Below are 26700 nucleotides of genomic sequence, written 5' to 3'. Positions count from 1 at the left end.
GGCATGGGTGCTCTGACGAAAGCTGAGATGGCCGAAAGGCTGTACGAGGAGCTGGGGCTTAACAAGCGTGAGGCCAAGGAGCTGGTCGAGCTGTTTTTCGAAGAAATTCGGCACGCACTTGAAGAGAACGAGCAGGTCAAGCTGTCTGGTTTCGGCAACTTCGACCTTCGCGACAAACGCCAGCGGCCGGGCCGCAACCCCAAGACAGGGGAAGAAATTCCGATCACCGCACGGCGCGTCGTCACCTTTCGTCCAGGGCAGAAGTTGAAGGCCCGGGTTGAGGCCTATGCTGGAACCAAGCCATAACGACGAACTGCCCCCCATACCGGGCAAACGCTACTTCACCATTGGCGAAGTGAGCGAGTTGTGTGCCGTAAAGCCACACGTGCTGCGGTATTGGGAGCAGGAGTTTGACCAGCTCAACCCTGTGAAGCGGCGGGGGAACCGGCGGTATTATCAGCGGCAAGACGTGCTGATGATCCGGCAGATTCGCGCGCTGCTGTATGAGCAGGGGTTCACCATTGGCGGGGCGCGGTTGCGGCTCTCCAGTGATGAGGCTAAAGATGATTCGAGCCAGTACAAGCAGCTGATCCGGCAGATGATTGTCGAATTGGAGGATGTGCTGGTGGTGTTGAAGAAGTGAGCTGTGGCTTTTCGGGTGAGTGAAAAATTTTTTGAGAAAAAGCTTTCATTTATCAGAGGGTTAGGGTACATTCTTCAACGTTCTCGGCAGTATTGAGAACATGCTTCAAGCCCAGTCGGGGCGTAGCGCAGCCCGGTAGCGCACTTGCATGGGGTGCAAGGGGTCGAGTGTTCGAATCACTCCGTCCCGACCAAAAAACCCTAGAAAATCCAGTCACTTAACGGTGACTGGATTTTTTTATGCCTGATGGTTTTCAGCTGCCGTCCAGAATTCTGCGTTTTGGTCACCGTTGGGTCACCGTTAGCCCTAATCTGATTTTTTCACGTCAGCCTCGTCACCGCTTAGGCCATCTTGCGGCTCTGCTAAGCCGGTGCACCACTCAGCTAACTCTCCCAAAGCTCAATCCAGAATTTCTCTCGACAGGCCAAGCAATGTTGCTCCCCGTTGCCTGGCCTGATCGGGAGGAGCGGAGGTAGGCATGGCTGCATCTATTGATATAGCTAATAGCTATTAACTACCAACTCTTACTAACCATCACTACCCATCACCACTGACTACACCAGAGGGAAAGAAGACCAGTAAAAAGAAAAAAACCACTTACCTGATATGCACCATCAACCAATCAGGTACTGAACCATGACCAACCGCAAGCACAACACCCACCTCTCACAATCCGACATAGCCCTGCAGATCGAATCACTCGTCCAGGCTATCGAGCGCAGCGATACACCCGCATTCCGGATTACGCACAAACGGTCAGGCTATGAGCAGGTCGAGCAGACCAGACTCTCCCGGTACTTCACCAACGTCCAGCAGATGTACAACCTGTTCGATGACCGAGTGCCATACGACTACAGCGAACACCTGTTAGCGTTCCGGGAGGCCTGTGACGACATTGGCCTTCAGCGTTCACCCAATGGCCCTGTCTGCATGAGCGAGACGGGTACGTACTGGCTCAGCCATGAGCAGAGCATGAACGTACTCACAGAACGGATCCGTGAGCTGACACGAGAGCAGTGGTATCGGCGTAGGAAGTGGGACCGACAGGGGTTAGCCAAGCAGCAGGATAGGGACATTACCGAGTACACGGATGCGATGATGAGTCGATACTCGCGTACGACGATCATCAGGCTGAACCTGTACTACTGGTCTGAGGCTCAAGCCAGGCTGCGTATCGAGCAAGTGTTCGATCACTTGGATGCCCTGATTACCAAGCACCACCGCCATCCGATCTTCAAGCACCTTATCGGCTACATCTACGCCGTGGAGCAGGGGGATCGAAATGACAGTAGGGGTTACCACATCCATGCAGCCTACTTCTTCAATGGCAACATAGTGTGCCGGGATGTCTGTAAGGCGATTGAGATCAGTGAGCTATGGGAGGAGGTCACTCGCCGTCAGGGCTATGCCCATAGCTGCAATCACGACAAGGATCAGTACGGCGACAAGCTAGGCATTGGCCAGATCCAGAGGGACGATCAGTCGAGACGGCCCCATACGCACTACGCCATGAAATACCTAGTCAAGGACGATCAGCACCTGCGCTTGAAGCCTGCGGGAGCACGCTGCCTGCGTAAGGGGACTCTGAGCCGTGCTCGTCGCGGATAAGTGAATGGCAAGGCTACTTGGCCTTCGCAACCATCAGCTCAGACCAGCGAGTGGTGTATGCGGGGGAGAGCAATTCTCTTCGCATAGCCCACTCGACTGGCTTAGCGATGCGTCCAGGCTGCAGGGTACCTCGCCCCCAACGATTGTTGATCGCGTCCAGAGTGCTCATCAGTCTCTCGGTTTTCACGGGCTGCTCGGGGGCGAACAGATCCGGCGTGTACTCATTCTTGCGACACAGATCCAACAGCATCACCTGAGCCTTGGCATAGCTGAAACCCTCTCTGAAGACCTGCTGCAATCCAGCCTGGACGGCCTTGATGATCAGTCGGCTGTCGTCGGTTGGGTAGGGCAGTTGGCAGAGGACGCCGTTGGCGTATTTAGCCTCGGTTGGGTTGAACATCCCGGTGCGCAGACTGACCCGCACCTGTCTGCAGAGCGACTCCTGCTTGCGGAGCTTTTCAGCAGCGCGCGTCGCATAGCTGGTGACGGCCTCTTGGATAGGCGCTAACTCTCGCAGGCGCTTGCCGAATGAGCGGCTACTACAGATCTCTTGCTTGGGTTCGATTTCGTTCTCGATCTCCAGGCACGCTACACCGCGCAGTTCGCGCACAGTTTTCTCGACCACGACATTGAATCGCTTGCGTAGTGTCCAGGCATCCATCTGTGCCAAGTCCCAAGCTGTCTTGATTTGCATGCCTTCCAAGTGAGCACGCATTCGGGGACCAACGCCCCAGACTTCCTCGACAGGCATGGCCTTGAGCAGCTTGTCGCGCCGAACCGGATCGCGGATGTCAACGACGCCACCAGTTTGCTTCTGCCAGCGCTTCGCGGCGTTATTGGCGAGCTTGGCCAGTGTCTTGGTGGTGGCGATACCAATTCCAACGGGTATGCCGGTCTTCTGCCTGATCTCTGCTTGTACCTGACGGCCTATCGACTCCAGCGGTTCGGGTAGACCGGTCATATCGGCAAAGGCCTCGTCGATGTAAAGGAAAGAAGAACAGCCATGGACATGACTTCAGCTCAGACATTCCGCTACTCAATCTCTGATGTCGGATGTCCATAGAAAGAACCTCTTTTCCAGGAAATTGGGGCTTGAAGTCCATACCTGCGCAATTGCACCCATTTGACCAGTCAATTGCATTGGTACTGACCACCGCGTGCATCCGACTTGGCCAGTGGGCAGCAGAGACGCAACAGGCAGAAACCGGCCAGAAGCAGTCAGTCAATCATGCGTTACAGTGATTTTTTGCAGCTCTTTATAGAGCCGTTAGCTGCTGCCACCAATAATCCATAGGCCTGCCAGTCGTCAGACAGTCTTATTCTCGATCAGACGATTGCCCCGTCGATGACCAGTAGCTCACCGGTGATGGAGCCAGAGTCCGGTCTTCGGATGCAGGACTCCTGGCTTTGCTCACTCAGCGCCGATCCCGGCCATCGGTTCAGTTTGGCCCCAGCCACCGCCCAGAGACCTGAACAGGTCAACCAGCGCAATCTGCCGTTCCGTGCTGATTTGAATTAGTGTGGTCTGGTTGCTAAAGGTGCTGCGCTGGGCGTCAAGATAACGCAGGTAGTCGTCCACGCCGCCCTCGTAACGCGCCTTAGCCAGGGCCATCGCAGCCTCGCTGGAACCGGCCAGAGCCTGGCGGGCAGCCTCCTCGCGGCGCAGGGTGTCGGTGGCGGCCAGGGCATCGGCCACTTCGCGGAAGGCGGTCTGGATGGTGCCTTCGTAGTCGGCCACCGCCGCGTCCTGGCGCACTTCGGCGAGGTCCAGGTTGGCGCGGTTGCGGCCACCGGCGAAGATCGGCAGCGACAGCGTCGGGGCAAAGCTCCAGGCCCGCGAGCCGCCATCGAACAATCCGGACAACTCGGCACTGGAGCTGCCCACCGAACCGGTCAGGCTGATCCGGGGAAAGAACGCGGCGCGAGCTGCACCGATATCGGCATTGCGCGCCTTGAGGCGGTGCTCGCTGGCGAGAATGTCCGGGCGCCGTTCGATCAGTTCCGAGCTGGTGCCGGGGGCGATGTCCTGCAGCACCATCAGGTCGTCGCGGGGCGTCGCGGGCAGCAGGCGAGCGGCATCTGGCGTGCCGAGCAACAGGACCAGGGCGTTGTCCGCCTGGCGTAACTGGCGTTCGGTGCTCTCGCGCTCGGCCCTAGCCTGTTCGGCAAGGCCGACCGCTTCCTGGTAATCCAGGGCGGTGGCGGCCCCCGCTGCACGGCGCTGGCTGACCAGCTCCAGCGAGGCCATGCGGCTGTCCAGGGTTTGTTCGACCAGGGCCATGCGGCGTAGCGCACCATCGCGGGTCAGGTAGGCCTGGATGACCTCGGCAACCAGGCTGATCTGCGTGGCACGGGTCGCCTCCTCGGTCGCCAGGTAGGTCTCCAGCGCGGCCTCGGAGAGGTTGCGCACGCGGCCGAACAGGTCGACTTCGTACTCCGCGAGGCCGAGGCCGACCTGATAGTTGCTGGTCACTTCCGAGCGCCCGGTCTGCGACAGATCGGCAGGCAGGCGCTGGCGGTTGCCGCTGGCATTGGCGTTGATCGAAGGCAGGCGATCAGCACGCTGGATGCGGTACTGGGCACGCGCAGCTTCGATATCCAGCAGCGCCTGGCGCAGGCTGCGGTTGTTGCTCAGCGCCGTATCCACCGCGCGGCGCAAGTCGGCATCGACGATGAAGGTCTGCCAGTCCAGCGCCTGGGCACGGGCGCCCTCCGCGTCGGCGGCTTGCCAGTGCGACGCGACCGGTGCCTGCGGGCGCTCGTAGGTCGGGGCCAGCGAACACCCCGCCAGGGCGGCGATGGCCAGGGGCAGCAGAGCGCGACGGAGCATGAAGTGAGAGGTCATCGCATTACTCCGCTTTATGCAGGGGATGGTTGTCGGTTTGCTGAGGTTTGGTGCGCAGCAGCGACAGCACCCAGACGAAGAAGATCGGCACGAAGATCACCCCGAGCATGGTCGCGCTGAGCATCCCGCCCAGCACCCCGGTGCCCAGTGCGCGCTGGCTCGCAGCGCCGGCGCCAGTGGCGATGGCCAGCGGCACCACGCCGAGCATGAACGCCATGGAGGTCATGATGATCGGGCGGAAACGCAGGCGCGCGGCTTCGACAGCGGCATCGCGCAGCGAGTAGCCGTCTTCCCACAGGTCCTTGGCGAACTCGACGATGAGAATGGCGTTCTTCGCCGCCAGGCCGATCACGGTGATCAGGCCGACCTTGAAGTACACGTCGTTGGGCAGGCCGATGGCAGTCACCGCCAGTACCGCGCCGAGTGCGCCGACCGGCACGATCAGCATCACCGTCAGCGGGATCGCCCAGCTCTCGTAGAGCGCCACCAGCAGCAGGAACACCACGGTGATGGCCAGCGCGAACAGCATCGTCGCCTGGCCGCTGGCGACCCGCTCCTGATACGAAAGCCCGGTCCACTCGTAGCCGATACCTTCGGGCAGCTCGGCAGCGATGCGCTCCAGTTCGAGCATCGCCTCGCCAGTGCTCACGCCGGGCGCGGCGTCACCGGCAATGCGGATCGACGGGTAACCGTTGTAACGCGCGACCTGCACCGGGCCTTCCTCCCAGCTCGTGGTGACGAAAGCACTCAGCGGTACCAGGCTGCCGCTGTCGTTGGGCACATGCAGGCGCAGGACGCTTTCCGGCGTCATGCGCTCGGCCTGTTCGGCCTGTACCACCACGCGCTGCTGGCGGCCGGCGTTGGCGAAGTCGTTGATCACCGACGAGCCGAACGCAGTGGACAGCGCGCTGCTGATCGCTTCGAAGCTGACACCCAGCGTGCGGGCCTGCTCACGGTCGATCACCAGGCGCAGCTGCGGCGCCTCGGCCAGACCTTCCATCATGGCGTAGAGGAACTTCGGATTGCCGTTGACCTTGCCCAGCACTTCATCGCGCGCTGCCAACAGGGCATCGCGGCCAAGGCCGGCGCGGTCCTGCAGGCGCAGGGCGAAACCACCCGAGTTGCCCAGGCCTTCGACCGGCGGTGGCGGCACCGCCATGATCGCGCCGTCATCGAGGTTGGCGAAGTGCTGGTTGACCGCAGCCGACTCGGCTTCCGGCGACTGCGAAGAATCTCGCTCGGACCAGTCCTTGAGCAGCGGGAAGGCAATGGCCGCGTTCTCACCCATGCCGGAGAAGCTGAAGCCGAGGACCAGAAAGGACGTCTGCACGGCCTCGCGGGCCATCAGAAACTCTTCCAGCTCCTCACCCGTGGCCGAGGTGCGCTCACGGGTAGCGCCTGGCGGCAACTGGATGTCGACGATCATGTAGCCCTGGTCTTCCACCGGCACGAAGGATTCCGGCAGGCGCAGGTAGAAGAAACCCATCAGCACCACCACGCCCAGGTAGATGAACATCACCCGCCCGGCGCGCGGCACCAGCTTGCCGTTGAGTTTGGTGTAGCGGCCGGTCAGGGCGGTGAACTTGCGGTTGAACCAGCCGAAGAAACCGGTCTTCTCGTGATGGCCCTCGGGGATCGGTTTGAGCAGCGTGGCACACAGCGCCGGGGTGAAGGTCAGCGCAAGAAAGCCCGAGAACAGGATCGACACCGCCAGCGACAGCGAGAACTGCTGGTAGATCACCCCCACCGAGCCGGCCATGAAGGCCAGCGGCAGGAACACCGCCGACAGCACCAGGGTGATACCGATGATCGCCCCGGACACCTGCCCCATCGCCTTGATGGTCGCCGGCACCGGCGCCAGGCCTTCCTCGGCCATGATCCGCTCGACGTTCTCCACCACCACGATGGCGTCGTCCACCAAGATGCCGATGGCCAGCACCATGCCGAACATGGTCATCATGTTCACCGAGAAGCCCAGCAGGTACATGAAGGTCAGGGTACCAAGCAGACACACCGGCACGACGATGGACGGGATCAGGGTGTAGCGCACGTTCTGCAGGAACAGGAACATCACCAGGAACACCAGCACCATGGCCTCGATGAGGGTCATGATGACCTTGTCGATGGCCACGTCGACGAAGCGCGAGGTGTCGTACGGCACGGAGAACTCGACGTTGTCCGGGAAGTTGGCCGACAGCTCGGTCAGACGCTGCTTGACCGCCTCGGCGGTCTGGATCGCGTTGGCACCGGGCGACAGCTGCACGGCGGCGGCAACGGCGGGCTTGCCGTCCTGGCGCGAGCCGAAGTTGTAGTCCTGGCTGCCGACCTCGATGCGTGCCACGTCGCCCAGGGTCAGGCGCGAGCCGTCCTGGTTGGCACGCAGCACGATGGCGGCGAATTCCTGCGGGTTGTCCAGGGTGCCCTTGACCGCCAGGGTCGCCGTCAGCTCCTGCTCGCTGGAACCCGGCGTGCTGCCGAAGGCACCGGCCGGCACCTGCACGTTCTGCGCGCGGATCGCGTTGTTCACGTCATCGATGGACAGGCCGTAGCCGACCAGCTTCTGCGGATCGATCCACACGCGCATGGCCGCCTCGGAGGCGAAGAACTGCAGCTTGCCGACGCCGTTCACGCGACGGATTTCGTTGTTGATGTTGCGCGCGGCGTAATCGGCCAGCGCCGTGACGTTGGCGTCCTTGTCGCCATCGGTGTAGCTCAGCGCATAGATCAGCAGGAAGCCGGCGGTGGCCTGCTCGGTCTGGATGCCGAGGGTCAGCACGGCCTGCGGCATACGTGCCTCGGCCTTCTTCAGACGGTTCTGCACGTCAACCTGGGCCAGTTCGGGGTCGGTCCCTGGCTGGAAGGTGACGGTGATCTCGGCGATGCCGTTGGCGTTGCTGGTGGACTCGAAGTACAGCAGGTTCTTGGCGCCGTTGAGTTCTTCCTCGATGACGCTGGTCACCGAGTCGGTGAGCACCTGCGCCGAAGCGCCGGGATAGGTGGCGGTCACGGTGATCTGCGGCGGCGCCACGTTGGGGTACTGCGCCACCGGCAGGAACGGGATGGCCAGCAGGCCACCCAGCGAGATGAACAGGGCGACTACCCAGGCGAAATTGGGGCGCCGGATGAAAAACAGGGACATGAGAGGTTCTCCGGCTTACTGCGCCTGGGACTGTGGAGCGGCTTCGGCGGCATCTTGCTCGCGGGGGATGACCTTGGCGCCCGGACGGATAGCCGCCAGCGAGCTGGTGATCACCTTGTCGCCGACCTGCAGGCCCTCGCTGATCTGCCAGCGCGAGCCCTGCATGGCACCGGTGGTGACCTGGCGCGCCTCGACGGTATCGCCCTGCCCCAGCAGCATCACGCTGGCCTGACCGTCAGCCGAACGCTGCACGGCACGTTGCGGCACCAGGATGGCGTTCTGGTTGAGCCCCTGCGGCGTGCGCACACGCACGTACATACCCGGCAGCAACACGCCCTCGGGGTTGTCGAACTGCCCTCGCAGGGCGATTTGCCCGGTGCTGCGATCCACCGAGATATCAGTGAACAGCAGCGTGCCCTTGCTCTCGATATCGGTACCATCGACGCGCAGCGACAACGGCTGGTCGCTAGCGCCGGCAACCTTGCCCTCGGCGATGGCCGCGCGCAGGCGCAGGGCGTCGGCAGCCGGCTGGGTGAAGTCGGCGTACACCGGATCAAGTTGCTGGATACGCGCTAGCAGAGTCGCCTCACCCTGGCCTACCAGCGCCCCTTCGGTGACCTGGGCTCGGCCGATGCGTCCGGCAATGGGTGCGCGAACCTCGGCATAGCCCAGGTCCAGGCGGGCGGTTTCGACATTGGCCTGGGCCGATCGCTTGTCGGCCTGGGCACTCTGCAGAGCGGCCTTGGCGTTGTCGAAATCCTGCTGGCTGACGGCGTTGATCTTCACCAGCGGCTCGTATCGGCGAACCATCGCCTGGGCCTGGAACAACTGCGCCTCGGCGCGGGCCAGTTCACCCTGCGCCCGCGACAGGGCCGCTTTGAACGGCGCAGGGTCGATCTGGAACAGCACGTCGCCGGCCTTCACGTCGGCCCCTTCCTCAAAGGTGCGCTTGAGCACGATCCCCGCCACCCGCGCGCGCACCTCGGCGACACGCACCGGCTCGATGCGTCCTGGTAGCTCGGCAACCACGGTGAAGGGCTCGGTCTGCACGCTGAGCACATCGACTTCACGCGCCGGCGCCTCCTCCCCTTGCTCTTCGGGCTTGTCGCAGCCAACCAGGGTCACGGCGACCAAACAGGAGATCACGGAAAAAGTGATCCACTCGCGAAATTTGTTCATATCTCACCCAAGCACGAAGCCAGTACGTAGTCGAAGCCGCGCATGATCCACACCAAAATCAAATGAGTCAATATTGACTCATTTGATTTTGGTGTGAACAAAGCTAGTATCCTCTTTGAGAAAAATGAGTGTTCTAGGCAAAATACCCGCATCTGCCTGCGATAGATAAAGAGTGACCGATGGATTTAACTGCTGCCGATGAGAAATTGCTGAAGGCCCTGGCGATCGCCATCGTTGACCACCCGCGAGCCACGTTCAAAGAAATAGCCCAGGCAGCGGGAGTCAGCAAGGCGACGCTAAACAGGTTTTGCGGCACCCGCGACAACCTGATCGAGATGCTTCTGGATCATGGTTCGGTGGTTATTTATCGGGTCATTGCCGATACCGATCTTGAGTCGGCGCCCTTGGACGCATTGCATCGCCTGATCGAAGGCCATTTGACTCACAGGGAGTTGTTGGTTTTCCTCTCATTTCAGTGGCGCCCGGACACGTTTGATTTAGATGCAGGCGGCTGCCGATGGCTGCCTTACTCAGAAACGCTGGACGAGTTCTTTCTACGCGGGCAAAAACTGGGCGTATTCCGTATCGATATCGGTGCCCCGGCGCTTACCGAAATCTTCTCCTCCTTGATCTTCGGCCTGGTAGACGCCGAGCGCCGCGGCCGTATCGCACGCGCAGGTATGGCGGCGTTGATCGAGCAATTCTTCCTGAACGGGGCTTGCAACTACCAAACTTAACGGAAAGCAACGCTCAGTTTTTTTCCAACGGGTTGGCGGTGTCCGTTTTTGGCCGTTCTCTGACGGTCGTGACAGTGACACGCCCTGGTCAAGTTGAACGCAATCCGTGGTCAACGCCAACCCAAATTGGTGGTCAAGAGGAGTGCAATTTCGCACATACCTGAGGACTGCTCACCACATCGCTTGCGTCGGTAGTAGCTTCCGCACTTTCCCCGTCTCTCACCGCTAAACAGCGCTTTCCGGTAGCGGACTTTAGAGCGGCTTGATACTGGCCAGCATGCAGAAATTCTGCCCGTGTAGCGTCACGACCGGACAAGCCACTAGGGTGGCGGTCAGGAAGGCAGGCAAACGGAACACGGCGAAGCACCTCGAAGGCGCTGGCCACTTGCCATCCAACTGGGCGCGGCCTTTAATCGGCGGATCTGGAAAGGAGACGGATATGCCATTGTTGGACGAGATTATTGGGTGGGCCGGCGGACTCAGACCCTGGCAGCAGGAAGCACTGCGCCGGATATTTGCCCGGGCCGAACTAACCCAAGATGACATCGAGACCATTCTGCGAATGGTTCGCGAGCAAGAACGGGAAGACGCAACCACGGGGGGAGCACGGCCATTCACGCTGGACGACGTACCAGGCGCCGGAAGTGGCGCAACCGTGCGGTTGGTGGGTGTCTCGGGGCTAGACCAGGTAAACGGCTTCCCGTCCGGTCGTGCCTTTGACCTCGCACCGGAGGGCATGACCATTTTCTTTGGTCATAACGGCGCCGGCAAATCCGGCTACGCCCGCGTCTTCAAGAATGCCTGCAACGCTCGGCATCGGGTGGAGGTCCTGCCCGACGCTTTTGGGGCGGCAACCCCAGCTAGACTGCCATCAGCAGATTTCGCCATTTTGGTGGATGGCACTCCGGAAACCGCACGTTGGGTCCAGAACGGGCCGGCCCATTTGCATTTGAGTTCGGTCTCGGTCTACGACGCGGCCTGTGCCAATGACTACATCGACGCGGAAGGGACCCCTGCATTTCAGCCCTACGGACTCACTCATCTGACGCGCCTGGTCCTACTTCAGCGTGATTTACAGGCACGGATTGGGACCGAACGCAATGCCTTGGCTCTGGATACCCGGCAATTCGAACCGCTGAAGGGTGACACCGAAGTCGGCCGCTACATCGCCAAATTAGCTGGGGACTCGGACCGCGCCGTGCTTGCTCGATTAGGGACGGTCGGTGACGATGAACTCCGGCGACTGGAGTTTCTGAAGCGGACATTACTGGAAAGCGATCCTGTGCCGCAGGCGCTGGCCTTGGAACGTTTGGCGACACGCTTGGACCAGGCGCAGCGTCGAGCCGAGGAAGTCCAGCGCTGGGTGAATGATCGTGCCATAGCACGGGCAAAGGAACTGATTACAACGGAAAAAACCGCGCATCTCGCCATGCAACTGGCGCAAGCGCGTCTTCAGGATCGAGACACACTGAACGCCATGGAGTTGCCGGTAACGTCCTCACCCACCGCCACGCTGCTGGAAGGCACAGGAGCTGAACTCTGGCAAACGATGTACCGAGCCGCTGAGGCTTTCTCTCAGCAGACGGCATACCCTGAACATCCCTGGGGTCGTTTGCGGGAGAGGGCGAAATCCTACGCTAAGGCTTTGGCCAACGATATTCTCCGGTAAGATTGATGTGTTCCCAGGGGATAGGAGAAGTCGCTTGATATCTAGTATGACGTCTGTCGCACCTGCTTGATCGCGGCCGCGATAGCTAGATCGCGTTGCTCCTCTTCTCCATCCGCGTTCCAAGCTGCGGAAAGGCACCCATAAGCGTACGCCTGGTCGAGCAGGCGACGCGGATCGACGTCCAGCGCACGAGAGAATGCGTCCGCCATCTGTGCAATGCGTCTAGGATCGAGACAAAGGTCGTCTCTGTCAGCCGGATCGTAGAACATATTGGCGGCGCCAAAGCCCACTTCACCGACCAGACCGACGGGATCTATCACCAGCCAGCCGCGACTGGAGAACATGATGTTTTCATGATGCAGATCGCCATGTAGCCCACGCAGTTCCGAGGCATTGCTCATCATTTGATCGGCTATAATCGCCGCGTGGACGTAGTCAGTTTGACAACCTGCGTTTTGATCATCGCGCGCCCGCTGAAACAAAGCTGCAAAGCGATCCCGGATCGGGAGAAGGGCAGAAGGCAGGGGTTCCTCAGATGCGGCATACAGCTTCGCCATTAGTTCCGCTGCAATTTCGGTCGCCTGGTAGTCGCCGTGCTCGGCAACGATGTGAGAGAGCATTCGCTCCCCGGCATATTCGAGCAACATCAGATTGTTCTCACGACCGAGCAACCGGACTGCTCCCCTCCCATTGCGCCATACCAGATAGTCGGCCCCGCGCAGTTCATCAGCAATGTCTTCTATAGGTTTCAATCCCTTGACGATTGCAGGAGTCCCGTCTGGCAATGAAACTTTCCAAACGAGGCTGGAAAAGGTGTCCGCAATGAGAACAGGTTGCGAAACGTGCCAATGAGCAGGAAAAACAGGCGGCATGAACATCAACCCCAAGTCAGAGGGTCCAATCGCAGATAGAAGGCAAGGCGTTCGCGGTCGGGGGCTTCGATCCCCAATACATTGAATAGGACAGCGAAGGCGCGCTCTGCTTCATCTGGCGCTGCCCAGTTCTCTTCGGCGTTAGCAATCATGAGTGCCAAATCGGCATAGCGATCTGCTGTTCCGAGCCGCCCAAGGTCGATCAGACCCGTGCATTGAAGAGTTTTAGGGTCCACCATGAAGTTCGGCATGCAGGGATCACCATGGCAAACAACCATATCGGTGCGCTCTTGGTCGAGCCGCACCGGTAGCTCTCGTTCGACACGAGCCAAAAGATCGAGCTGCGGCGTACTCTTGTCCTCGTCCGGTAAGAAGTCGGGATTGACGGCATTGCGGGACACCACATCAACGGCGCGTCCGAACATTCGCGACAGCCTGCGCTCAAACGGACATTGATCAACCGATAGGCTGTGAACAGCGCCAAGTTGCTGCCCCATTGACGGCCACGCTTTGAGCAAATCCGCTCCAGACAGATCAGCCGCCGGTACTCCCGGAATTGCCGTTATCACCAAGCATGCACCCTCCTGTTCCTCCTGCCAGTTGATCACCTCGGGGCAAGCCACACCTCGACCTTTGAGCCAAATGAGGCGGTCACGCTCTCCAGCGAGCTCACCGCGGCGGGAAGCAGGTGCGATTTTCGCGAAGGCATGCCCGTCACCACGTCGAAAAACAAAATCACCAGATTCTCCGCCTCTGACAGGCAACCAGTCAGAATGCGATTCACCAAAAAAAATATTAGTTCGATTCAATGGAGGTTCCTTCAGTTTTCTGATGAAGCGCGGAGGTGGCTCAACCTGCGAAAAGAAACGAGTTGCTACGTAAGTCCGAGAACATGCTTTCCATGGTCTCTGAGCTCGCCTTTGGGACCGACATATCGGTAGAGAGTGACGCGCTCGATGCCGAGTTCCTTGCAGAGATCGGAAACTGAAGTATCGCGCTGGGCCATGGCGGCTTGCGCGAGACGCACCTGAGCTTTGGTGAGCGCGAATTTTCGTCCGCCCTTGCGACCGCGCGCTCTCGCGGAGGCGAGACCCGCCATGGTGCGCTCTCGGATCAGATCCCGCTCGAACTCGGCCAAGGTGGCGAAGATTCCGAACACCATGCGACCGGACGCAGTCGTGGTGTCGATCTGAGCGCCCTTTCCAGTCAGAACCCGCAGGCCGATCTTGCGGTCTGACAGCTCCTTCACCGTGTTGACCAGATGGGCAAGCGATCGTCCGAGGCGATCGAGCTTCCAGACCACCAGCACATCGCCGTCACGCAATGACTTGAGGCAGGCAGTCAAGCCAGGGCGATCATCACGACCGCCGGAAGCAAGATCATCATAGATATTGTCCCGTTCGACACCTGCGGCGCGCAAGGCGTCGTGCTGCAGGTCGAGAGACTGCGAGCCATCGGCTTTGGAGACGCGGGCATATCCGATCAGCATGTATCACAAACGTTGGTTTGAGGCGGCGCTTCGGCCACGATTGCATTGACCTCTGGAAATGTATCTCAACCAGCTTCATAAACAAAGCGTCTTGAACGCTATCAGATTTTGAAAAAGGAACATGTATGCCGCGTCGCGTCACTCTAACCGATCGGCAGAAAGACGCGCTGTTGCGCTTGCCGACTTCACAGACGGATTTGCTCAAGCACTATACGCTGAGTGATGAAGACCTTGGGCATATCAGGCTGCGTCGGCGCGCTCACAACAGGTTCGGCTTCGCCCTGCAATTGTGTGTCCTGCGCTATCCCGGCCGGGTGCTGGCTCCAGGCGAACTGATCCCTGCAGAGGTCATCGAATTTATCGGAGCGCAGCTTGGCCTGGGTGCCGACGATCTCGTAGACTATGCTGCCCGCGAGGAAACACGGCACGAGCATCTTGCCGAGTTACGGGGGCTCTACGGCTTCCGCACCTTCTCCGGACGTGGTGCGAGCGAGCTGAAGGAATGGTTGTTCCGAGAAGCCGAGATGGCGGTGTCGAACGAGGATATCGCCCGTCGCTTCGTAGCCGAGTGCCGACGCACCCGCACTGTCCTTCCCGCGACATCCACGATCGAGCGGCTTTGTGCCGCGGCTCTCGTCGATGCCGAGCGACGCATCGAGACGAGGATCGCCAGTCGGCTGCCTATGTCGATCCGAGAACAGTTGCTGGCATTGCTCGAGGAGACGGCTGATGATCGGGTGACCCGTTTTGTGTGGCTGCGCCAGTTCGAGCCTGGCTCGAACTCTTCGTCGGCCAACCGGCTGCTCGACCGGCTCGAATATCTGCAACGCATCGATCTCCCCGAGGATCTGCTTGCCGGCGTTCCTGCCCATCGGGTGACTCGTCTGCGCAGGCAGGGTGAACGGTATTATGCCGACGGCATGCGCGATCTCCCGGAGGACAGGCGGCTTGCGATCTTGGCTGTTTGCGTCTCGGAATGGCAGGCGATGTTGGCCGACGCAGTGGTCGAAACCCACGACCGGATCGTCGGCCGTCTCTACCGTGCTTCGGAGCGTATTTGCCATGCAAAGGTCGCAGACGAAGCGGGGGTGGTGCGTGACACCCTGAAATCCTTCGCCGAGATCGGGGGCGCCCTGGTCGATGCACAGGATGATGGCCAGCCGCTGGGCGATGTCATCGCGAGTGGGTCAGGGTGGGACGGCTTAAAAACCCTTGTTGCAATGGCAACCAGGCTGACCGCCACCATGGCCGACGATCCGCTCAATCATGTGCTCGACGGTTATCACCGCTTCCGCCGATACGCTCCACGCATGTTGCGCCTGCTCGATCTGCGAGCTGCGCCCGTTGCACTGCCGCTTCTGGAAGCGGTGACGGCCCTTCGTACCGGTTTGAACGATGCCGCGATGACCAGCTTCTTGCGGCCCAGCTCGAAATGGCATCGCCACCTTCGGGCCCAGAGGGCTGGCGACGCTCGCCTATGGGAGATCGCGGTGCTGTTCCATCTGCGCGATGCGTTCCGCTCCGGAGATGTCTGGCTTACTAGGTCCCGGCGCTATGGCGATCTGAAACACGCACTCGTTCCGGCACAATCCATCGCGGAAGGCGGTCGTCTCGCTGTGCCATTGCGGCCGGAGGAATGGCTGGCAGACCGGCAAGCTCGCCTCGACATGCGGTTGCGCGAGCTTGGCCGTGCCGCTCGCGCAGGCACGATCCCGGGCGGGTCGATTGAAAACGGCGTTCTGCATATCGAGAAACTCGAAGCCGCCGCGCCGACAGGCGCCGAAGATCTGGTGCTCGATCTCTACAAGCAGATCCCGCCCACGCGCATCACCGATCTCCTGCTGGAGGTGGATGCGGCGACCGGCTTCACCGAAGCGTTCACCCATCTGCGCACAGGAGCACCCTGCGCTGACCGGATCGGGCTAATGAACGTTATCTTGGCGGAAGGGATCAACCTCGGCTTGCGCAAAATGGCGGATGCGACAAACACCCACACCTTCTGGGAATTGATCCGCATTGGACGGTGGCATGTCGAGGGCGAAGCCTATGACCGGGCGCTGGCCATGGTGGTCGAGGCACAGGCAGCGTTACCCATGGCCCGGTTCTGGGGCATGGGCACGTCGGCTTCGAGCGACGGACAGTTCTTCGTCGCTACAGAGCAAGGTGAGGCCATGAACCTGGTCAACGCGAAATATGGCAATACCCCGGGCCTGAAAGCCTATAGCCACGTCTCCGACCAATATGCGCCGTTCGCAACCCAGGTGATTCCTGCAACGGCAAGCGAAGCGCCTTACATCCTCGATGGCCTGCTGATGAACGATGCTGGACGCCATATCCGCGAGCAGTTCACCGACACGGGCGGCTTCACCGATCACGTCTTTGCCGCATGTGCCATTCTCGGCTACCGGTTCGCTCCGCGCATCCGCGACCTGCCATCCAAACGGCTCTACGCGTTCAATCCGTCGGCCGCCCCGGCGCACCTGCGAGCGTTGATCGGCGGAAAGGTCAACCAAGCCATGATCGAGCGCAATTGGCCCGACATCCTGCGCATCGCCGCCACCATTGCTGCCGGGACCGTCGCGCCAAGCCAGATTCTGCGGAAACTCGCCTCCTATCCGCGGCAGAACGAGCTCGCGACAGCCCTGCGGGAAGTCGGTCGCGTCGAGCGCACCCTGTTCATGATCGACTGGATTCTGGATGCCGAACTCCAACGGCGTGCCCAGATCGGGCTCAACAAAGGCGAAGCTCATCATGCGCTGAAGCGGGCAATCAGCTTCCACCGCCGCGGTGAAATCCGCGACCGTTCCGCCGAAGGCCAGCATTACCGCATCGCCGGCATGAATCTGCTCGCCGCCATCATCATCTTCTGGAACACCATGAAGCTCGGCGAGGTCGTTGCAAACCAGAAACGCGATGGAAAGCTGCTATCGCCCGATCTCTTGGCCCATGTTTCGCCGCTCGGATGGGAACACATCAATCTCACCGGAGAATATCGCTGGCCAAAGCCTTAGCGTAGGATTCCGCCCCCTCCCGCAAACGACCCCAGCAAGGACAGCCTGATCGCAAACTAAGTACCAATGAAGAGCACTTAGCTTTTCTGCAAGGGGCGACCAGAGAATATCTGGAAGAGCACACCATGGGTGTTGACCGAGGCGTGGCGATCCCCGTTTGTGCTGGCGAACAAACCTATGATTTCACCCATAGCCAGAAAAAGAACATGAGCAAAGCAGACCGCTATATCAAGCGATTGCAGCGCAAACTGGCAAGGCAGCAAAAAGGCTCTAACCGCAGAGCCAAGACCAAGCATCGAATTGCGGTTCATCATGCTAAAAAGGCTAACATACGAAATGATTTTGCGCATAAGACCAGTCGGTTATTGGTTGATAGCAGCGCCAAAATCATTGTGTTTGAGGCGTTACGAACCGCAAGGATGACGAGAAGGCCGAAAGCAAAACAGGATGAACAAGGTCGATTCATATCAAATAAAGCCAAGCAGAAAGCAGGACTGAATAAGTCTATTCTTAATGTGGGCTGGCATGTGATCGAGACTTACACCTACTACAAGGCTTATTCATCCAGCAAAGCGGTATTTAAAATACCCGCACCAACAACCAGTCAGGAGTGCGCAAAATGCGGTCACACTCATCCCGACAATCGCAAAACACAAGCCCTGTTTGTTTGCGGTAATTGTGGAAATACTGACAATGCAGATCACAATGCATCACTGGTTATCAAGAAGCGGGCAATTAACTTAATTTTGGACACTGGAACGGTGTTATCTGGCGATGGGGTTCTGCGAACTCAGTCGGATAGTGGACGTGGAGGCAATCGTAAGACTGGCCGAGCCAAAAGCTCAACCAGCAGTGCTCAACGAAGCGTCAAAAAAGAAAAGCTGGCCGCTTAGGTTAGTTTGGAAGCTCGACCGCTTTAGCAGCGAGTAGTTCACCAGGTGCGGCTCAGTCCGGCGTCCAGTCCTGCGGGTCGAACAAATCTGGTTCTTGCATTGGCGGCTGGCTCATGAGGTCGTGGTATTCGCTGGGGCGCATGTCGTGCTCACCCTCAAGGAACGGCAGTTCCTTGGGACGACTTACCAGCACAAGCCCGCTGCTGGTCTGGTCGATGGCCCATCCCATACCGCCTTGCAGTCCGCGTGTGCGGTCTGAGATTTCGTCTAAAGCATCGCGTAGTTGACCCCGCCTGACTGATCGAACCTTCGTTGATGCTTCTTCCCACGCCGCCTTGCCCCATACGTGGGGCGCTAGCGTGTCGATGTGCGCCCCGTTGCCATTGCCAAGCGAACGGCCAAGCCGGATGTTTGAGCACAGCCAACAGTGCAGCAGCTTGGCGGCTTCACTCTCCAGCTCGTTGCGCTCGAAAAGCGAAACCTTGACGTGTTGCTCTCGAAAAACCGCCCCGGTCAGGCGCGGATTGACGGCAACAAAGATTTCCCCAGTCTTGTGATTGAACCGACTCGAAAGGAGATTGCAGCGGTAATCCCAGCCGGTAGCGTGATTGATTTCCCGTATCTGCGCGTTACCCATTCGGTTCAGGCTTTCCTTGATTCTGGCAAGTGCCGCCCCGCTTTCTGGGTCGTCATATCCAGCATCAATCAGCAGGCTGCGCAAACTGGTTTTCTTGGTTTTCAGCGGCCTTCCATCATCGTTGTCAAAGTCCAAAGCAAGGCGCAATTGCTGGCCTATTTCGCCGGGTGGTTTTGCCTCGATCATCAAGCCGTCAATGCCAAGCTGGGCGCTTACTGCAAGCAAGATTGATTGGTCATCAGCTCCAAGCTGCTCGAACCCTTGAAAGCTGATTTCACTATCGCCGAAGCGGCGCGGCGGCACATACAGTCGCCCGCGCTTCTTCCCCTTCGTGGGGACGAAAAGCCCGTCAAACACATGAGCGGGATCGAATTTGGCATAGGCCGGTTTAATACGCTGCTGAGTCATAGCCCTTGCCCCCCTTGTTGCCGCTCTCACGCTTGATCTCCTGTAGCTCTACCGGCAGCAACACCCCGCCGGTGTGTCGCTGATACCAGCGGTCTAGCGGGGTCGCGTCGTAGTTGGGGAGCCCGCAGAATTCGGAAAAAATCGTACGCTAACAGTGCAAGCGTCCCGACCACGCCCGACTGTAGCTTGTTGACCGGTTAATCTGTCTCGCGGCTAAAGCGATAGAACAGGTTCGGCTCGCTGACCACGTACAAATACCCTTCATCGTCGATGGTTACGCCTTCGGCCTGGGGTATGCCCTTCAGCAAACCAGCAAACCCTCTCGCCAGGGAGCGGAAACTCACCACTTTGCCCTCGTCGGTCATTTCAATCAGCAGTTTCGACTCGTCACTGAGCAGAATCAGATGGCCACTCTGTTGGTCGAAGACGACCGAAGATAAGTCAGTCGCAAACACCTTGTCCTTTACCAAGCTGGACAGGTCGCGGACGTGCAGGGAAAAACCTCCTGCCAGGCTGGCACGAAGGCCGCCCACTTCCAGCAATTGGCGGGGGTCACGCTCCTTGGTCACAAACAGGCGGTCGCCTTTCAGGTCGTAGGCGAGCCCTTCAAGGCCTTTGTTGTCCTCCTTGCCAAGCGCCAGGGTCAGAGCTGGATACTGGTCTCGGCTCAATGGTCGATCAGGAGAAAGTTTACCGTCTTCAGCGATGGGGACATCCACGACAACCAGGCTCTGCCGGCGCTCTTCGGCGATTACCAGCTGGCCGTTGCCGGCATAGGACACCGCCTCCACATCGTGGAAGCCATCCAGGCTGTAACGTCTTTCCACATCACCGTCACGACTGAGGGCCAATAGTTCGTTTGGGCCGTTGGTGACCGCCCACAGCAGGTTTAGGTCAGGGTCGAAGGTCAGGCCCGAAAGATTGTTGTCCACACCTGGAACCGGCTTAGCATCCAGCTCAACCCGATAGTCAGGCAGCCACACAGAGCGCTCCTGCCAATCATCGGTGTGCCAGTGGGTCTTGATCCAGAAGTACAAACGATCATCAAGGTGATGGGTGCGGACTTGGAATACGGCGAGCAGGGCAAGGCACAACAGCACCCACATCCAAGCACTTGCTTTCCGTGTTCGGCCCAGCCAGTGTTTAGCCATCGAATACATCAGAGACCTCGTTAATTGGGAGATGCAGCGCGCCGCGCGGTGGTTTCAACCCGACTCGACGCGGCTGGCACAGGTGATGCACAGTGGCGTGGCCGGATCGAATTCCAAGCGGCCTGAGGCGATCAACTCGCCGCATTGGTTACACCAGCCATACTCACCCTCGTGCCAACGCTTGAGGGCCAGCTGGAGGCGGACGCGTTCATGCTGCGCCCGACTGCGGATGGCATCGTTCATTGCTTGCTGCTGGAGTGCATCCATCCTCGACAAACGCCCTACCTTGCCTTGATCCAGCTCTACCGATTGCGAGCGAGACTCAGCGTCTTCCAGCAATCGATCCAGCTCGGCAGCCCGCTGTTCCAGCAGGGTCTTGAAATGGGCAAGATCGAGGGCGTCGTCCATGGCCATTAGCGCAGCAGTAACAGCGGACTGGTGGTGGTGCGGAGCATGCTGGTCGTGGTGCTTCCGACCAGGAACTGCCGGATACGGGAATGGCCATAGGCCCCCATCACCAGCAGATCAATGCCATGCTCTTTCTGATAGGCGTGCAGGGTAGGCTCTATCTCACCGCTCAGGGTCTCGGCACGAACAGTGAACCCGGCGTTGAGCAGCACTTTTTGCGCCCAGTCCAGCTGCGCCGACGACTCGTCGTTCACGGGCCCGACCATGACCAGGTGGATCGGTAGTCCCTTCAGCAGGGGGCTGGCTGCCAGCATCTCCACACCCTTGCGGGTAGTAGCACTGCCATCGAAGGCCAGCATTGCGCTCTGGGGCTTCTGAAAGCTGGTCGGGGTGACCAGGATCGGCCGGTGCATGACACGAATCACGCTTTCCAGCTGGCTTCCGACATGCTGACTCAGGCCTCCACTAGACTCGCCCTGGCGACCGATGACCAGTAGGCGCGTTTCGCTTTCCAGCTCTTGCAGGCTCTCCAGCAGATCGCCATGACGTTGCTTGGACTCCGGTGCGGCCACACCATCCTTCATGGCCCGCTCTTTCGCGGCCGCTAACATGATCCGCCCCTGCTCCAGGGCCAACTTGCCGCGCTGTTCATCCAGGGAAGCAAGCTCATCGAGTAGGTGCTCGCGGCTGCCAAGGCCGATATTGCCACTCAGATCCGGTGCAACCGGGTACTGGCGCTGATCCAGCACATGCAGGAAGGTCAACGGGGCTTCCAGGCTCAGACTGGCCCAGGCCGCATAGTCGCACACGGCTGGGGCCGAGGCGGAACCGTCGATACAGGCGATTATGTGGTTCATTGTTGTTCTCCTTCTCAGTGGCCCATGAGTTGATCAATGGCGTCGGGTTTATCGTGAACGCCGAAGCGATCCACGATAGTGGCGCTTGCTTCGTTGAGGCCCAGCACTTCGACTTCGGTGCCTTCGCGGCGGAACTTGATGACCACTTTGTCCAAAGCGGCAACGGCGGTGATATCCCAGAAGTGGGCGCGATTCAGGTCGATGGTTACCTTGTTCAGGGCTTCTTTGAAGTCGAAGGCCGCGACGAACTTGTCTGCTGAGCTGAAGAACACCTGGCCGGTGACGTTATAGCTACGATGCTCGCCGGCTTCGTCCAGCGAAGAGCTGATCGCCATGTAATGGCCAACCTTGTTGGCGAAGAACATCGCGGCCAGCAGCACGCCGGCCAGCACGCCGAAGGCCAGGTTATGGGTGGCGACCACGACCACCACGGTGACGACCATGACAATGTTGGTCGACAGCGGATGCTTCTTCAGGTTGCGCAGCGAATCCCAACTGAAGGTGCCGATGGACACCATGATCATCACTGCCACCAGCGCCGCCATCGGGATCTGCTTCAACCAGTCGCCGAGGAACACCACCATCAGCAGCAGGAATACGCCTGCGGCAAGGGACGACAGGCGCGAACGACCACCGGATTTCACGTTGATGATCGACTGACCAATCGTCGCGCAGCCGGCCATACCGCCGAGCAGACCCGAAGCAATGTTGGCCACGCCCTGGCCCTTGCACTCGCGGTTCTTGTCGCTGGGGGTGTCGGTCAGGTCGTCAACAATGGTCGCGGTCATCATCGACTCCAGCAGACCGACCACGGCCAGTGCTGCCGAGTAAGGGAAGATGATGGCCAACGTCTCGAACGTCAGCGGCACGTCAGGCCAGAGGAAGATTGGCAGCGTATCGGGCAGTTGGCCCATATCGCCGACCGTGCGGATATCTAGCCCAACCGACATGGCGACGGCGGTCAGCACGATGATGCACACCAGCGGCGATGGGATGAGCTTGCCGATCTTGGGGACGTAGGGGAACAGATAGATGATGCCGAGGCCTGCGGCTGTCATGGCGTAGACGTGCCAGGTGACGTTGGTTAACTCGGGTAGCTGAGCCATGAAGATCAGGATCGCCAGGGCATTGACGAAGCCGGTCACCACCGAGCGCGAGACGAAGCGCATCAGTGAGCCGAGCTTCAGGTACCCAGCAGCGATCTGTAAAACACCACATAGCAGCGTGGCGGCCAGCAGGTATTCGAGACCATGATTCTTGACCAGGGTCACCATCAGCAGTGCCATGGCCCCGGTTGCGGCCGAGATCATTCCGGGTCGGCCACCGACAAAGGCGATCACCACGGCGATACAGAAAGAGGCGTACAGGCCGACCTTGGGGTCAACCCCGGCAATGATCGAGAAAGCGATGGCTTCAGGGATGAGGGCCAGTGCGACCACAATACCGGCGAGGATGTCGCCACGGATGTTGGATAACCAGGTTTGTTTTAACGAGTGGAGCATCAGAATTCCCAAGGCAATGGATCACGCAGCGCAGCATGGCGCAGGCCATGTGCAACTGGTCGATATGAGGTCAAATTGTCGGATGTAGGGGGGCTGTGGCGGGTGTTGAAACCGAAAGCACAGCAGAGCGCGACCGCTGGCAGAGCAAGCAGTCACAGATGATGCGGGGGGCGAAGCGCTATGGCGGCGTAGGCAGCCAGATCATGTTTTGCAGGGTAAGCATGAGGTCTTATCGAGTGTCTTTGGTAACTCAATGGCCGCGACAGTCTACAGGAAGAGGGTAATTACTGCGAGTCAACCCTGAGTAGGGCGTCCTGCTTGGATGTCAGCCTGAGCTATACCCTAACCGGATGTCAGGAAAGTGTCATTTTCAGAAGACGACTGCACCAGTTGATTGGGCGTAATGGCTGTTGTGCAGCCAGCTCCTGACAGTTCAATATCAGAAGTGATCTGCACCAATCTCGACTATGCTCAATACTCGTGTGCACCAAAGCGAGGTGAGCATGGCGACGGACACCCCACGGATTCCAGAACAAGGCGTGGCCACTCTGCCTGATGAGGCTTGGGAGCGTGCGCGCCGTCGTGCGGAGATCATCAGTCCGTTGGCGCAGTCGGAGACGGTCGGGCACGAAGCGGCCGATATGGCGGCTCAGGCGCTGGGCTTGTCTCGGCGCCAGGTATACGTTCTGATCCGGCGTGCCCGGCAAGGCAGCGGCCTCGTGACGGATCTGGTGCCCGGCCAGTCCGGTGGAGGTAAAGGTAAGGGGCGCTTGCCGGAACCGGTCGAGCGCGTCATCCACGAGCTACTGCAAAAGCGGTTCCTGACCAAGCAGAAGCGCAGCCTAGCGGCCTTTCACCGCGAAGTCACTCAGGTGTGCAAGGCTCAAAAACTGCGAGTGCCGGCGCGCAATACCGTGGCCTTACGGATCGCTAGCCTTGACCCGCGCAAGGTCATCCGCCGGCGGGAAGGCCAGGATGCCGCTCGTGACCTACAAGGTGTGGGCGGCGAGCCTCCTGCCGTGACCGCGCCGCTGGAGCAGGTGCAGATAGACCATACGGTCATCGACCTGATCGTGGTCGATGACCGCGACCGGCAACCTATTGGCCGCCCGTACCTGACCCTCGCCATCGACGTGTTCACCCGCTGCGTGCTCGGCATGGTCGTCACGCTGGAAGCGCCGTCTGCCGTTTCGGTTGGCCTGTGCCTCGTGCATGTCGCCTGCGACAAGCGCCCTTGGCTGGAAGGACTGAACGTGGAAATGGATTGGCAGATGAGCGGCAAGCCCTTGCTGCTCTACCTAGACAACGCGGCCGAGTTCAAGAGCGAGGCCCTGCGCCGGGGTTGCGAGCAGCATGGCATCCGGCTGGACTATCGCCCGCTGGGACAGCCGCACTATGGCGGCATCGTGGAACGGATCATCGGCACGGCGATGCAGATGATTCACGACGAACTGCCGGGAACGACCTTCTCCAACCCTGACCAGCGCGGCGACTACGATTCCGAAAACAAGGCCGCCCTGACGCTGCGCGAGCTAGAGCGCTGGCTCACATTGGCGGTCGGCACCTACCACGGTTCGGTGCACAACGGCCTGCTCCAACCGCCGGCCGCGCGCTGGGCCGAGGCCGTGGCGCGTGTCGGCGTACCGGCCGTCGTCACACGCGCTACTTCGTTCCTGGTCGATTTTCTGCCGATCCTCCGGCGCACGCTGACCCGCACCGGCTTTGTCATCGACCACATCCACTACTACGCCGATGCGCTCAAGCCGTGGATTGCGCGGCGTGAACGCTGGCCGTCCTTTCTGATCCGGCGCGATCCGCGCGACATCAGCCGTATCTGGGTCCTGGAACCGGAGGGACAGCATTACCTGGAAATTCCCTACCGTACCTTGTCGCATCCGGCTGTCACCCTCTGGGAACAACGGCAGGCGCTGGCGAAACTGCGGCAGCAAGGGCGCGAACAGGTGGATGAGTCGGCGCTGTTCCGCATGATCGGCCAGATGCGTGAGATTGTGACCAGCGCGCAGAAGGCCACACGCAAGGCGCGGCGTGACGCGGATCGCCGCCAGCACCTCAAGACATCAGCTCGGCCGGACAAGCCCGTTCCGCCGGATACGGATATTGCCGACCCGCAGGCAGACAACTTGCCACCCGCCAAACCGTTCGACCAGATTGAGGAGTGGTAGCCGTGGACGAATATCCCATCATCGACCTGTCCCACCTGCTGCCGGCGGCCCAGGGCTTGGCCCGTCTTCCGGCGGACGAGCGCATCCAGCGCCTTCGCGCCGACCGCTGGATCGGCTATCCGCGCGCAGTCGAGGCGCTGAACCGGCTGGAAGCCCTTTATGCGTGGCCAAACAAGCAACGCATGCCCAACCTGCTGCTGGTTGGCCCGACCAACAATGGCAAGTCGATGATCGTCGAGAAGTTCCGCCGCACCCACCCGGCCAGCTCCGACGCCGACCAGGAGCACATCCCGGTGTTGGTCGTGCAGATGCCGTCCGAGCCGTCCGTGATCCGCTTCTACGTCGCGCTGCTCGCCGCGATGGGCGCGCCGCTGCGCCCACGCCCACGGTTGCCGGAAATGGAGCAACTGGCTCTGGCACTGCTGCGCAAGGTCGGCGTGCGCATGCTGGTGATCGACGAGCTGCACAACGTGCTGGCCGGCAACAGCGTCAACCGCCGGGAATTCCTCAACCTGCTGCGCTTCCTCGGCAACGAACTGCGCATCCCGTTGGTTGGGGTAGGCACGCGCGACGCCTACCTAGCCATCCGCTCCGATGACCAGTTGGAAAATCGCTTCGAGCCGATGATGCTGCCGGTATGGGAGGCCAACGACGATTGCTGCTCACTGCTGGCCAGCTTCGCCGCTTCGCTCCCGCTGCGCCGGCCTTCCCCAATTGCCACGCTGGACATGGCTCGCTACCTGCTCACACGCAGCGAGGGCACCATAGGGGAACTGGCGCACTTGCTGATGGCGGCGGCCATCGTCGCCGTGGAGAGCGGCGAGGAAGCGATCAACCATCGCACACTCAGCATGGCCAGATATCGACAACCTCTCGCGCAACCAAGACATCGCGGTCGGACTGCAAGTGATCTTGAAGCCACGGGCCCGTCCCACCCCGACATGGACCTCGATGCCCGAACGGACGTTAGATTTCGAGTTCTAGGCGTTCTGCGATGAAGGTTGGATCCCAGCCGGGATTGAAAGTGTCGACGTGGGTGAATCCGAGCCGCTCGTATAGGCCACGCAGGTTCGGGTGGCAGTCGAGCCGCAGCTTGGCGCACCCCTGCGTTCGCGCGGCATGGCGGCAAGCCTCGATCAGCGCGGAGCTGACACCCCGGCCCGCATGTGTCCGTCGCACCGCGAGCTTGTGCAGATATGCGGCCTCCCCCTTGAGGGCGTCGGGCCAGAACTCGGGATCCTCGGCCGACAAGGTGCAACAGCCGACGATGCCGTCGCTGCAACTCGCGACTAGGAGCTCGGATCTCAGGACGAAGGTCTCCGCGAATGTCCGGTCGATCCGCGCGACGTCCCAGGCGGGCGTTCCCTTGGCGGACATCCACGCCGCAGCGTCGTGCATCAGCCGCACAACCTCGTCGATATCACCCGAGCAGGCGACCCGAACGTTCGGAGGCTCCTCGCTGTCCATTC

At 60.2% G+C, this 26700-nt stretch carries 21 protein-coding genes, 1 tRNA gene and 2 pseudogenes; 10 read left to right on the top strand and 14 right to left on the bottom strand.

All coding sequences use genetic code 11. From position 1 onward, the window contains the following. Positions 1-3: 3 nt before the first annotated feature. From ihfA to FPB55_RS15540, 4 genes are all read left to right on the top strand, one after another. On the top strand, positions 4-306 hold the full coding sequence (gene ihfA, locus FPB55_RS15555; protein WP_003250679.1) for an integration host factor subunit alpha: 303 nt from the start codon (positions 4-6) through the stop codon (positions 304-306). Beyond that, on the top strand, positions 287-643 hold the full coding sequence (locus FPB55_RS15550) for a MerR family transcriptional regulator (protein WP_009685877.1): 357 nt from the start codon (positions 287-289) through the stop codon (positions 641-643). Before ihfA ends, FPB55_RS15550 begins: the two co-directional genes overlap by 20 nt. 116 nt (positions 644-759) lie before the next feature. After that, positions 760-836: transfer RNA gene (locus FPB55_RS15545), tRNA-Pro, on the top strand. Positions 837-1279: 443 nt separating this feature from the next. Further along, a complete protein-coding gene (locus FPB55_RS15540; protein ID WP_144188620.1) occupies positions 1280-2251 on the top strand; it encodes an inovirus-type Gp2 protein in 972 nt (323 codons plus the stop codon). A 13-nt stretch (positions 2252-2264) separates the two neighbouring features. Here FPB55_RS15540 and FPB55_RS15535 read toward each other — a convergent pair. From FPB55_RS15535 to tmexC, 4 genes and pseudogenes are all read right to left on the bottom strand, one after another. Beyond that, positions 2265-3233: pseudogene (locus tag FPB55_RS15535) on the bottom strand (DUF4113 domain-containing protein); the annotation flags it as partial. A 429-nt stretch (positions 3234-3662) separates the two neighbouring features. Continuing rightward, positions 3663-5096 carry a multidrug efflux transporter outer membrane subunit TOprJ1 gene (locus tag FPB55_RS15530; protein ID WP_003152694.1) on the bottom strand — a complete coding sequence of 478 codons (1434 nt, stop codon included), beginning with the start codon at positions 5094-5096 and terminating at the stop codon, positions 3663-3665. Between the two features lie 4 nt (positions 5097-5100). Continuing rightward, on the bottom strand, positions 5101-8235 hold the full coding sequence (locus FPB55_RS15525; protein ID WP_027591160.1) for a multidrug efflux RND transporter permease subunit TMexD2: 3135 nt from the start codon (positions 8233-8235) through the stop codon (positions 5101-5103). A gap of 15 nt (positions 8236-8250) precedes the next feature. Beyond that, positions 8251-9414, bottom strand: coding sequence for a multidrug efflux RND transporter periplasmic adaptor subunit TMexC (gene tmexC / locus FPB55_RS15520; RefSeq protein WP_037009368.1), 1164 nt, complete (start codon positions 9412-9414; stop codon positions 8251-8253). Between the two features lie 179 nt (positions 9415-9593). Between tmexC and FPB55_RS15515 the strand changes: the two genes are divergently transcribed. Both FPB55_RS15515 and FPB55_RS15510 read left to right on the top strand, forming a co-directional pair. Continuing rightward, on the top strand, positions 9594-10151 hold the full coding sequence (locus tag FPB55_RS15515) for a TetR/AcrR family transcriptional regulator (protein WP_125853905.1): 558 nt from the start codon (positions 9594-9596) through the stop codon (positions 10149-10151). A gap of 439 nt (positions 10152-10590) precedes the next feature. Further along, complete coding sequence (locus FPB55_RS15510; RefSeq protein WP_238706594.1) at positions 10591-11820, top strand: hypothetical protein; 1230 nt, start codon at positions 10591-10593, stop codon at positions 11818-11820. Positions 11821-11861: 41 nt separating this feature from the next. Here FPB55_RS15510 and FPB55_RS15500 read toward each other — a convergent pair whose 3' ends face one another. From FPB55_RS15500 to FPB55_RS15490, 3 genes are all read right to left on the bottom strand, one after another. Beyond that, complete coding sequence (locus tag FPB55_RS15500; RefSeq protein ID WP_000480968.1) at positions 11862-12698, bottom strand: aminoglycoside O-phosphotransferase APH(6)-Id; 837 nt, start codon at positions 12696-12698, stop codon at positions 11862-11864. Then, positions 12698-13501: an aminoglycoside O-phosphotransferase APH(3'')-Ib gene (aph(3'')-Ib, locus tag FPB55_RS15495; RefSeq protein WP_001082319.1), complete on the bottom strand. Its 804-nt coding sequence runs from the start codon at positions 13499-13501 to the stop codon at positions 12698-12700. Before aph(3'')-Ib ends, FPB55_RS15500 begins: the two co-directional genes overlap by 1 nt. A 65-nt stretch (positions 13502-13566) precedes the next feature. After that, positions 13567-14181, bottom strand: coding sequence for a recombinase family protein (locus FPB55_RS15490; RefSeq protein ID WP_000904906.1), 615 nt, complete (start codon positions 14179-14181; stop codon positions 13567-13569). Positions 14182-14306: 125 nt separating this feature from the next. Between FPB55_RS15490 and FPB55_RS15485 the strand changes: the two genes are divergently transcribed. After that, a complete protein-coding gene (locus tag FPB55_RS15485) occupies positions 14307-17192 on the top strand; it encodes a Tn3 family transposase (protein WP_001138082.1) in 2886 nt (961 codons plus the stop codon). A 125-nt stretch (positions 17193-17317) separates the two neighbouring features. Continuing rightward, on the top strand, positions 17318-18085 hold the full coding sequence (locus FPB55_RS15480; RefSeq protein WP_238706593.1) for a transposase: 768 nt from the start codon (positions 17318-17320) through the stop codon (positions 18083-18085). A 52-nt stretch (positions 18086-18137) separates the two neighbouring features. Here FPB55_RS15480 and repC read toward each other — a convergent pair whose 3' ends face one another. The 6 genes and pseudogenes from repC to FPB55_RS15450 form a co-directional block, all read right to left on the bottom strand. Next, positions 18138-19130 carry a replication protein C, IncQ-type gene (repC, locus tag FPB55_RS15475; protein WP_009873351.1) on the bottom strand — a complete coding sequence of 331 codons (993 nt, stop codon included), beginning with the start codon at positions 19128-19130 and terminating at the stop codon, positions 18138-18140. Then, positions 19111-19245: pseudogene (locus FPB55_RS26925) on the bottom strand (replication protein A); the annotation flags it as partial. The gene repC and the pseudogene FPB55_RS26925, both read right to left, overlap by 20 nt. An 82-nt stretch (positions 19246-19327) precedes the next feature. Next, a complete protein-coding gene (locus tag FPB55_RS15465; protein ID WP_119673425.1) occupies positions 19328-20290 on the bottom strand; it encodes an SdiA-regulated domain-containing protein in 963 nt (320 codons plus the stop codon). Positions 20291-20335: 45 nt separating this feature from the next. Continuing rightward, positions 20336-20695, bottom strand: a complete 360-nt coding sequence (locus tag FPB55_RS15460) for a TraR/DksA family transcriptional regulator (protein ID WP_119673426.1) — start codon at positions 20693-20695, stop codon at positions 20336-20338. Next, a complete protein-coding gene (locus FPB55_RS15455; protein ID WP_119673427.1) occupies positions 20695-21546 on the bottom strand; it encodes a universal stress protein in 852 nt (283 codons plus the stop codon). The genes FPB55_RS15460 and FPB55_RS15455 overlap by 1 nt, the downstream gene beginning before the upstream one ends. Before the next feature lie 14 nt (positions 21547-21560). Next, positions 21561-23048 (bottom strand): SulP family inorganic anion transporter, encoded by a 1488-nt coding sequence (locus FPB55_RS15450; protein WP_144189649.1) that lies wholly within the window; start codon positions 23046-23048, stop codon positions 21561-21563. A 503-nt stretch (positions 23049-23551) separates the two neighbouring features. On the opposite strand from FPB55_RS15450, the gene FPB55_RS15440 reads away from it, so the two are divergent. Then, positions 23552-25231 (top strand): Mu transposase C-terminal domain-containing protein, encoded by a 1680-nt coding sequence (locus tag FPB55_RS15440; RefSeq protein ID WP_000179844.1) that lies wholly within the window; start codon positions 23552-23554, stop codon positions 25229-25231. A 2-nt stretch (positions 25232-25233) separates the two neighbouring features. Beyond that, on the top strand, positions 25234-26229 hold the full coding sequence (locus FPB55_RS15435) for a TniB family NTP-binding protein (protein ID WP_144188616.1): 996 nt from the start codon (positions 25234-25236) through the stop codon (positions 26227-26229). On the opposite strand, the gene FPB55_RS15430 is transcribed toward FPB55_RS15435, so the two are convergent. Next, positions 26198-26698, bottom strand: a complete 501-nt coding sequence (locus tag FPB55_RS15430; protein WP_000376623.1) for a GNAT family N-acetyltransferase — start codon at positions 26696-26698, stop codon at positions 26198-26200. The genes FPB55_RS15435 and FPB55_RS15430 overlap by 32 nt on opposite strands. Positions 26699-26700: the final 2 nt, after the last annotated feature.

This window comes from Pseudomonas sp. BJP69 (assembly GCF_007633355.1).
GTDB lineage: Bacteria > Pseudomonadota > Gammaproteobacteria > Pseudomonadales > Pseudomonadaceae > Aquipseudomonas > Aquipseudomonas juntendi.
The sequence above is the reverse complement of the archived record's forward strand: the minus strand, read 5'-3'. Positions and strand labels throughout refer to the sequence as shown.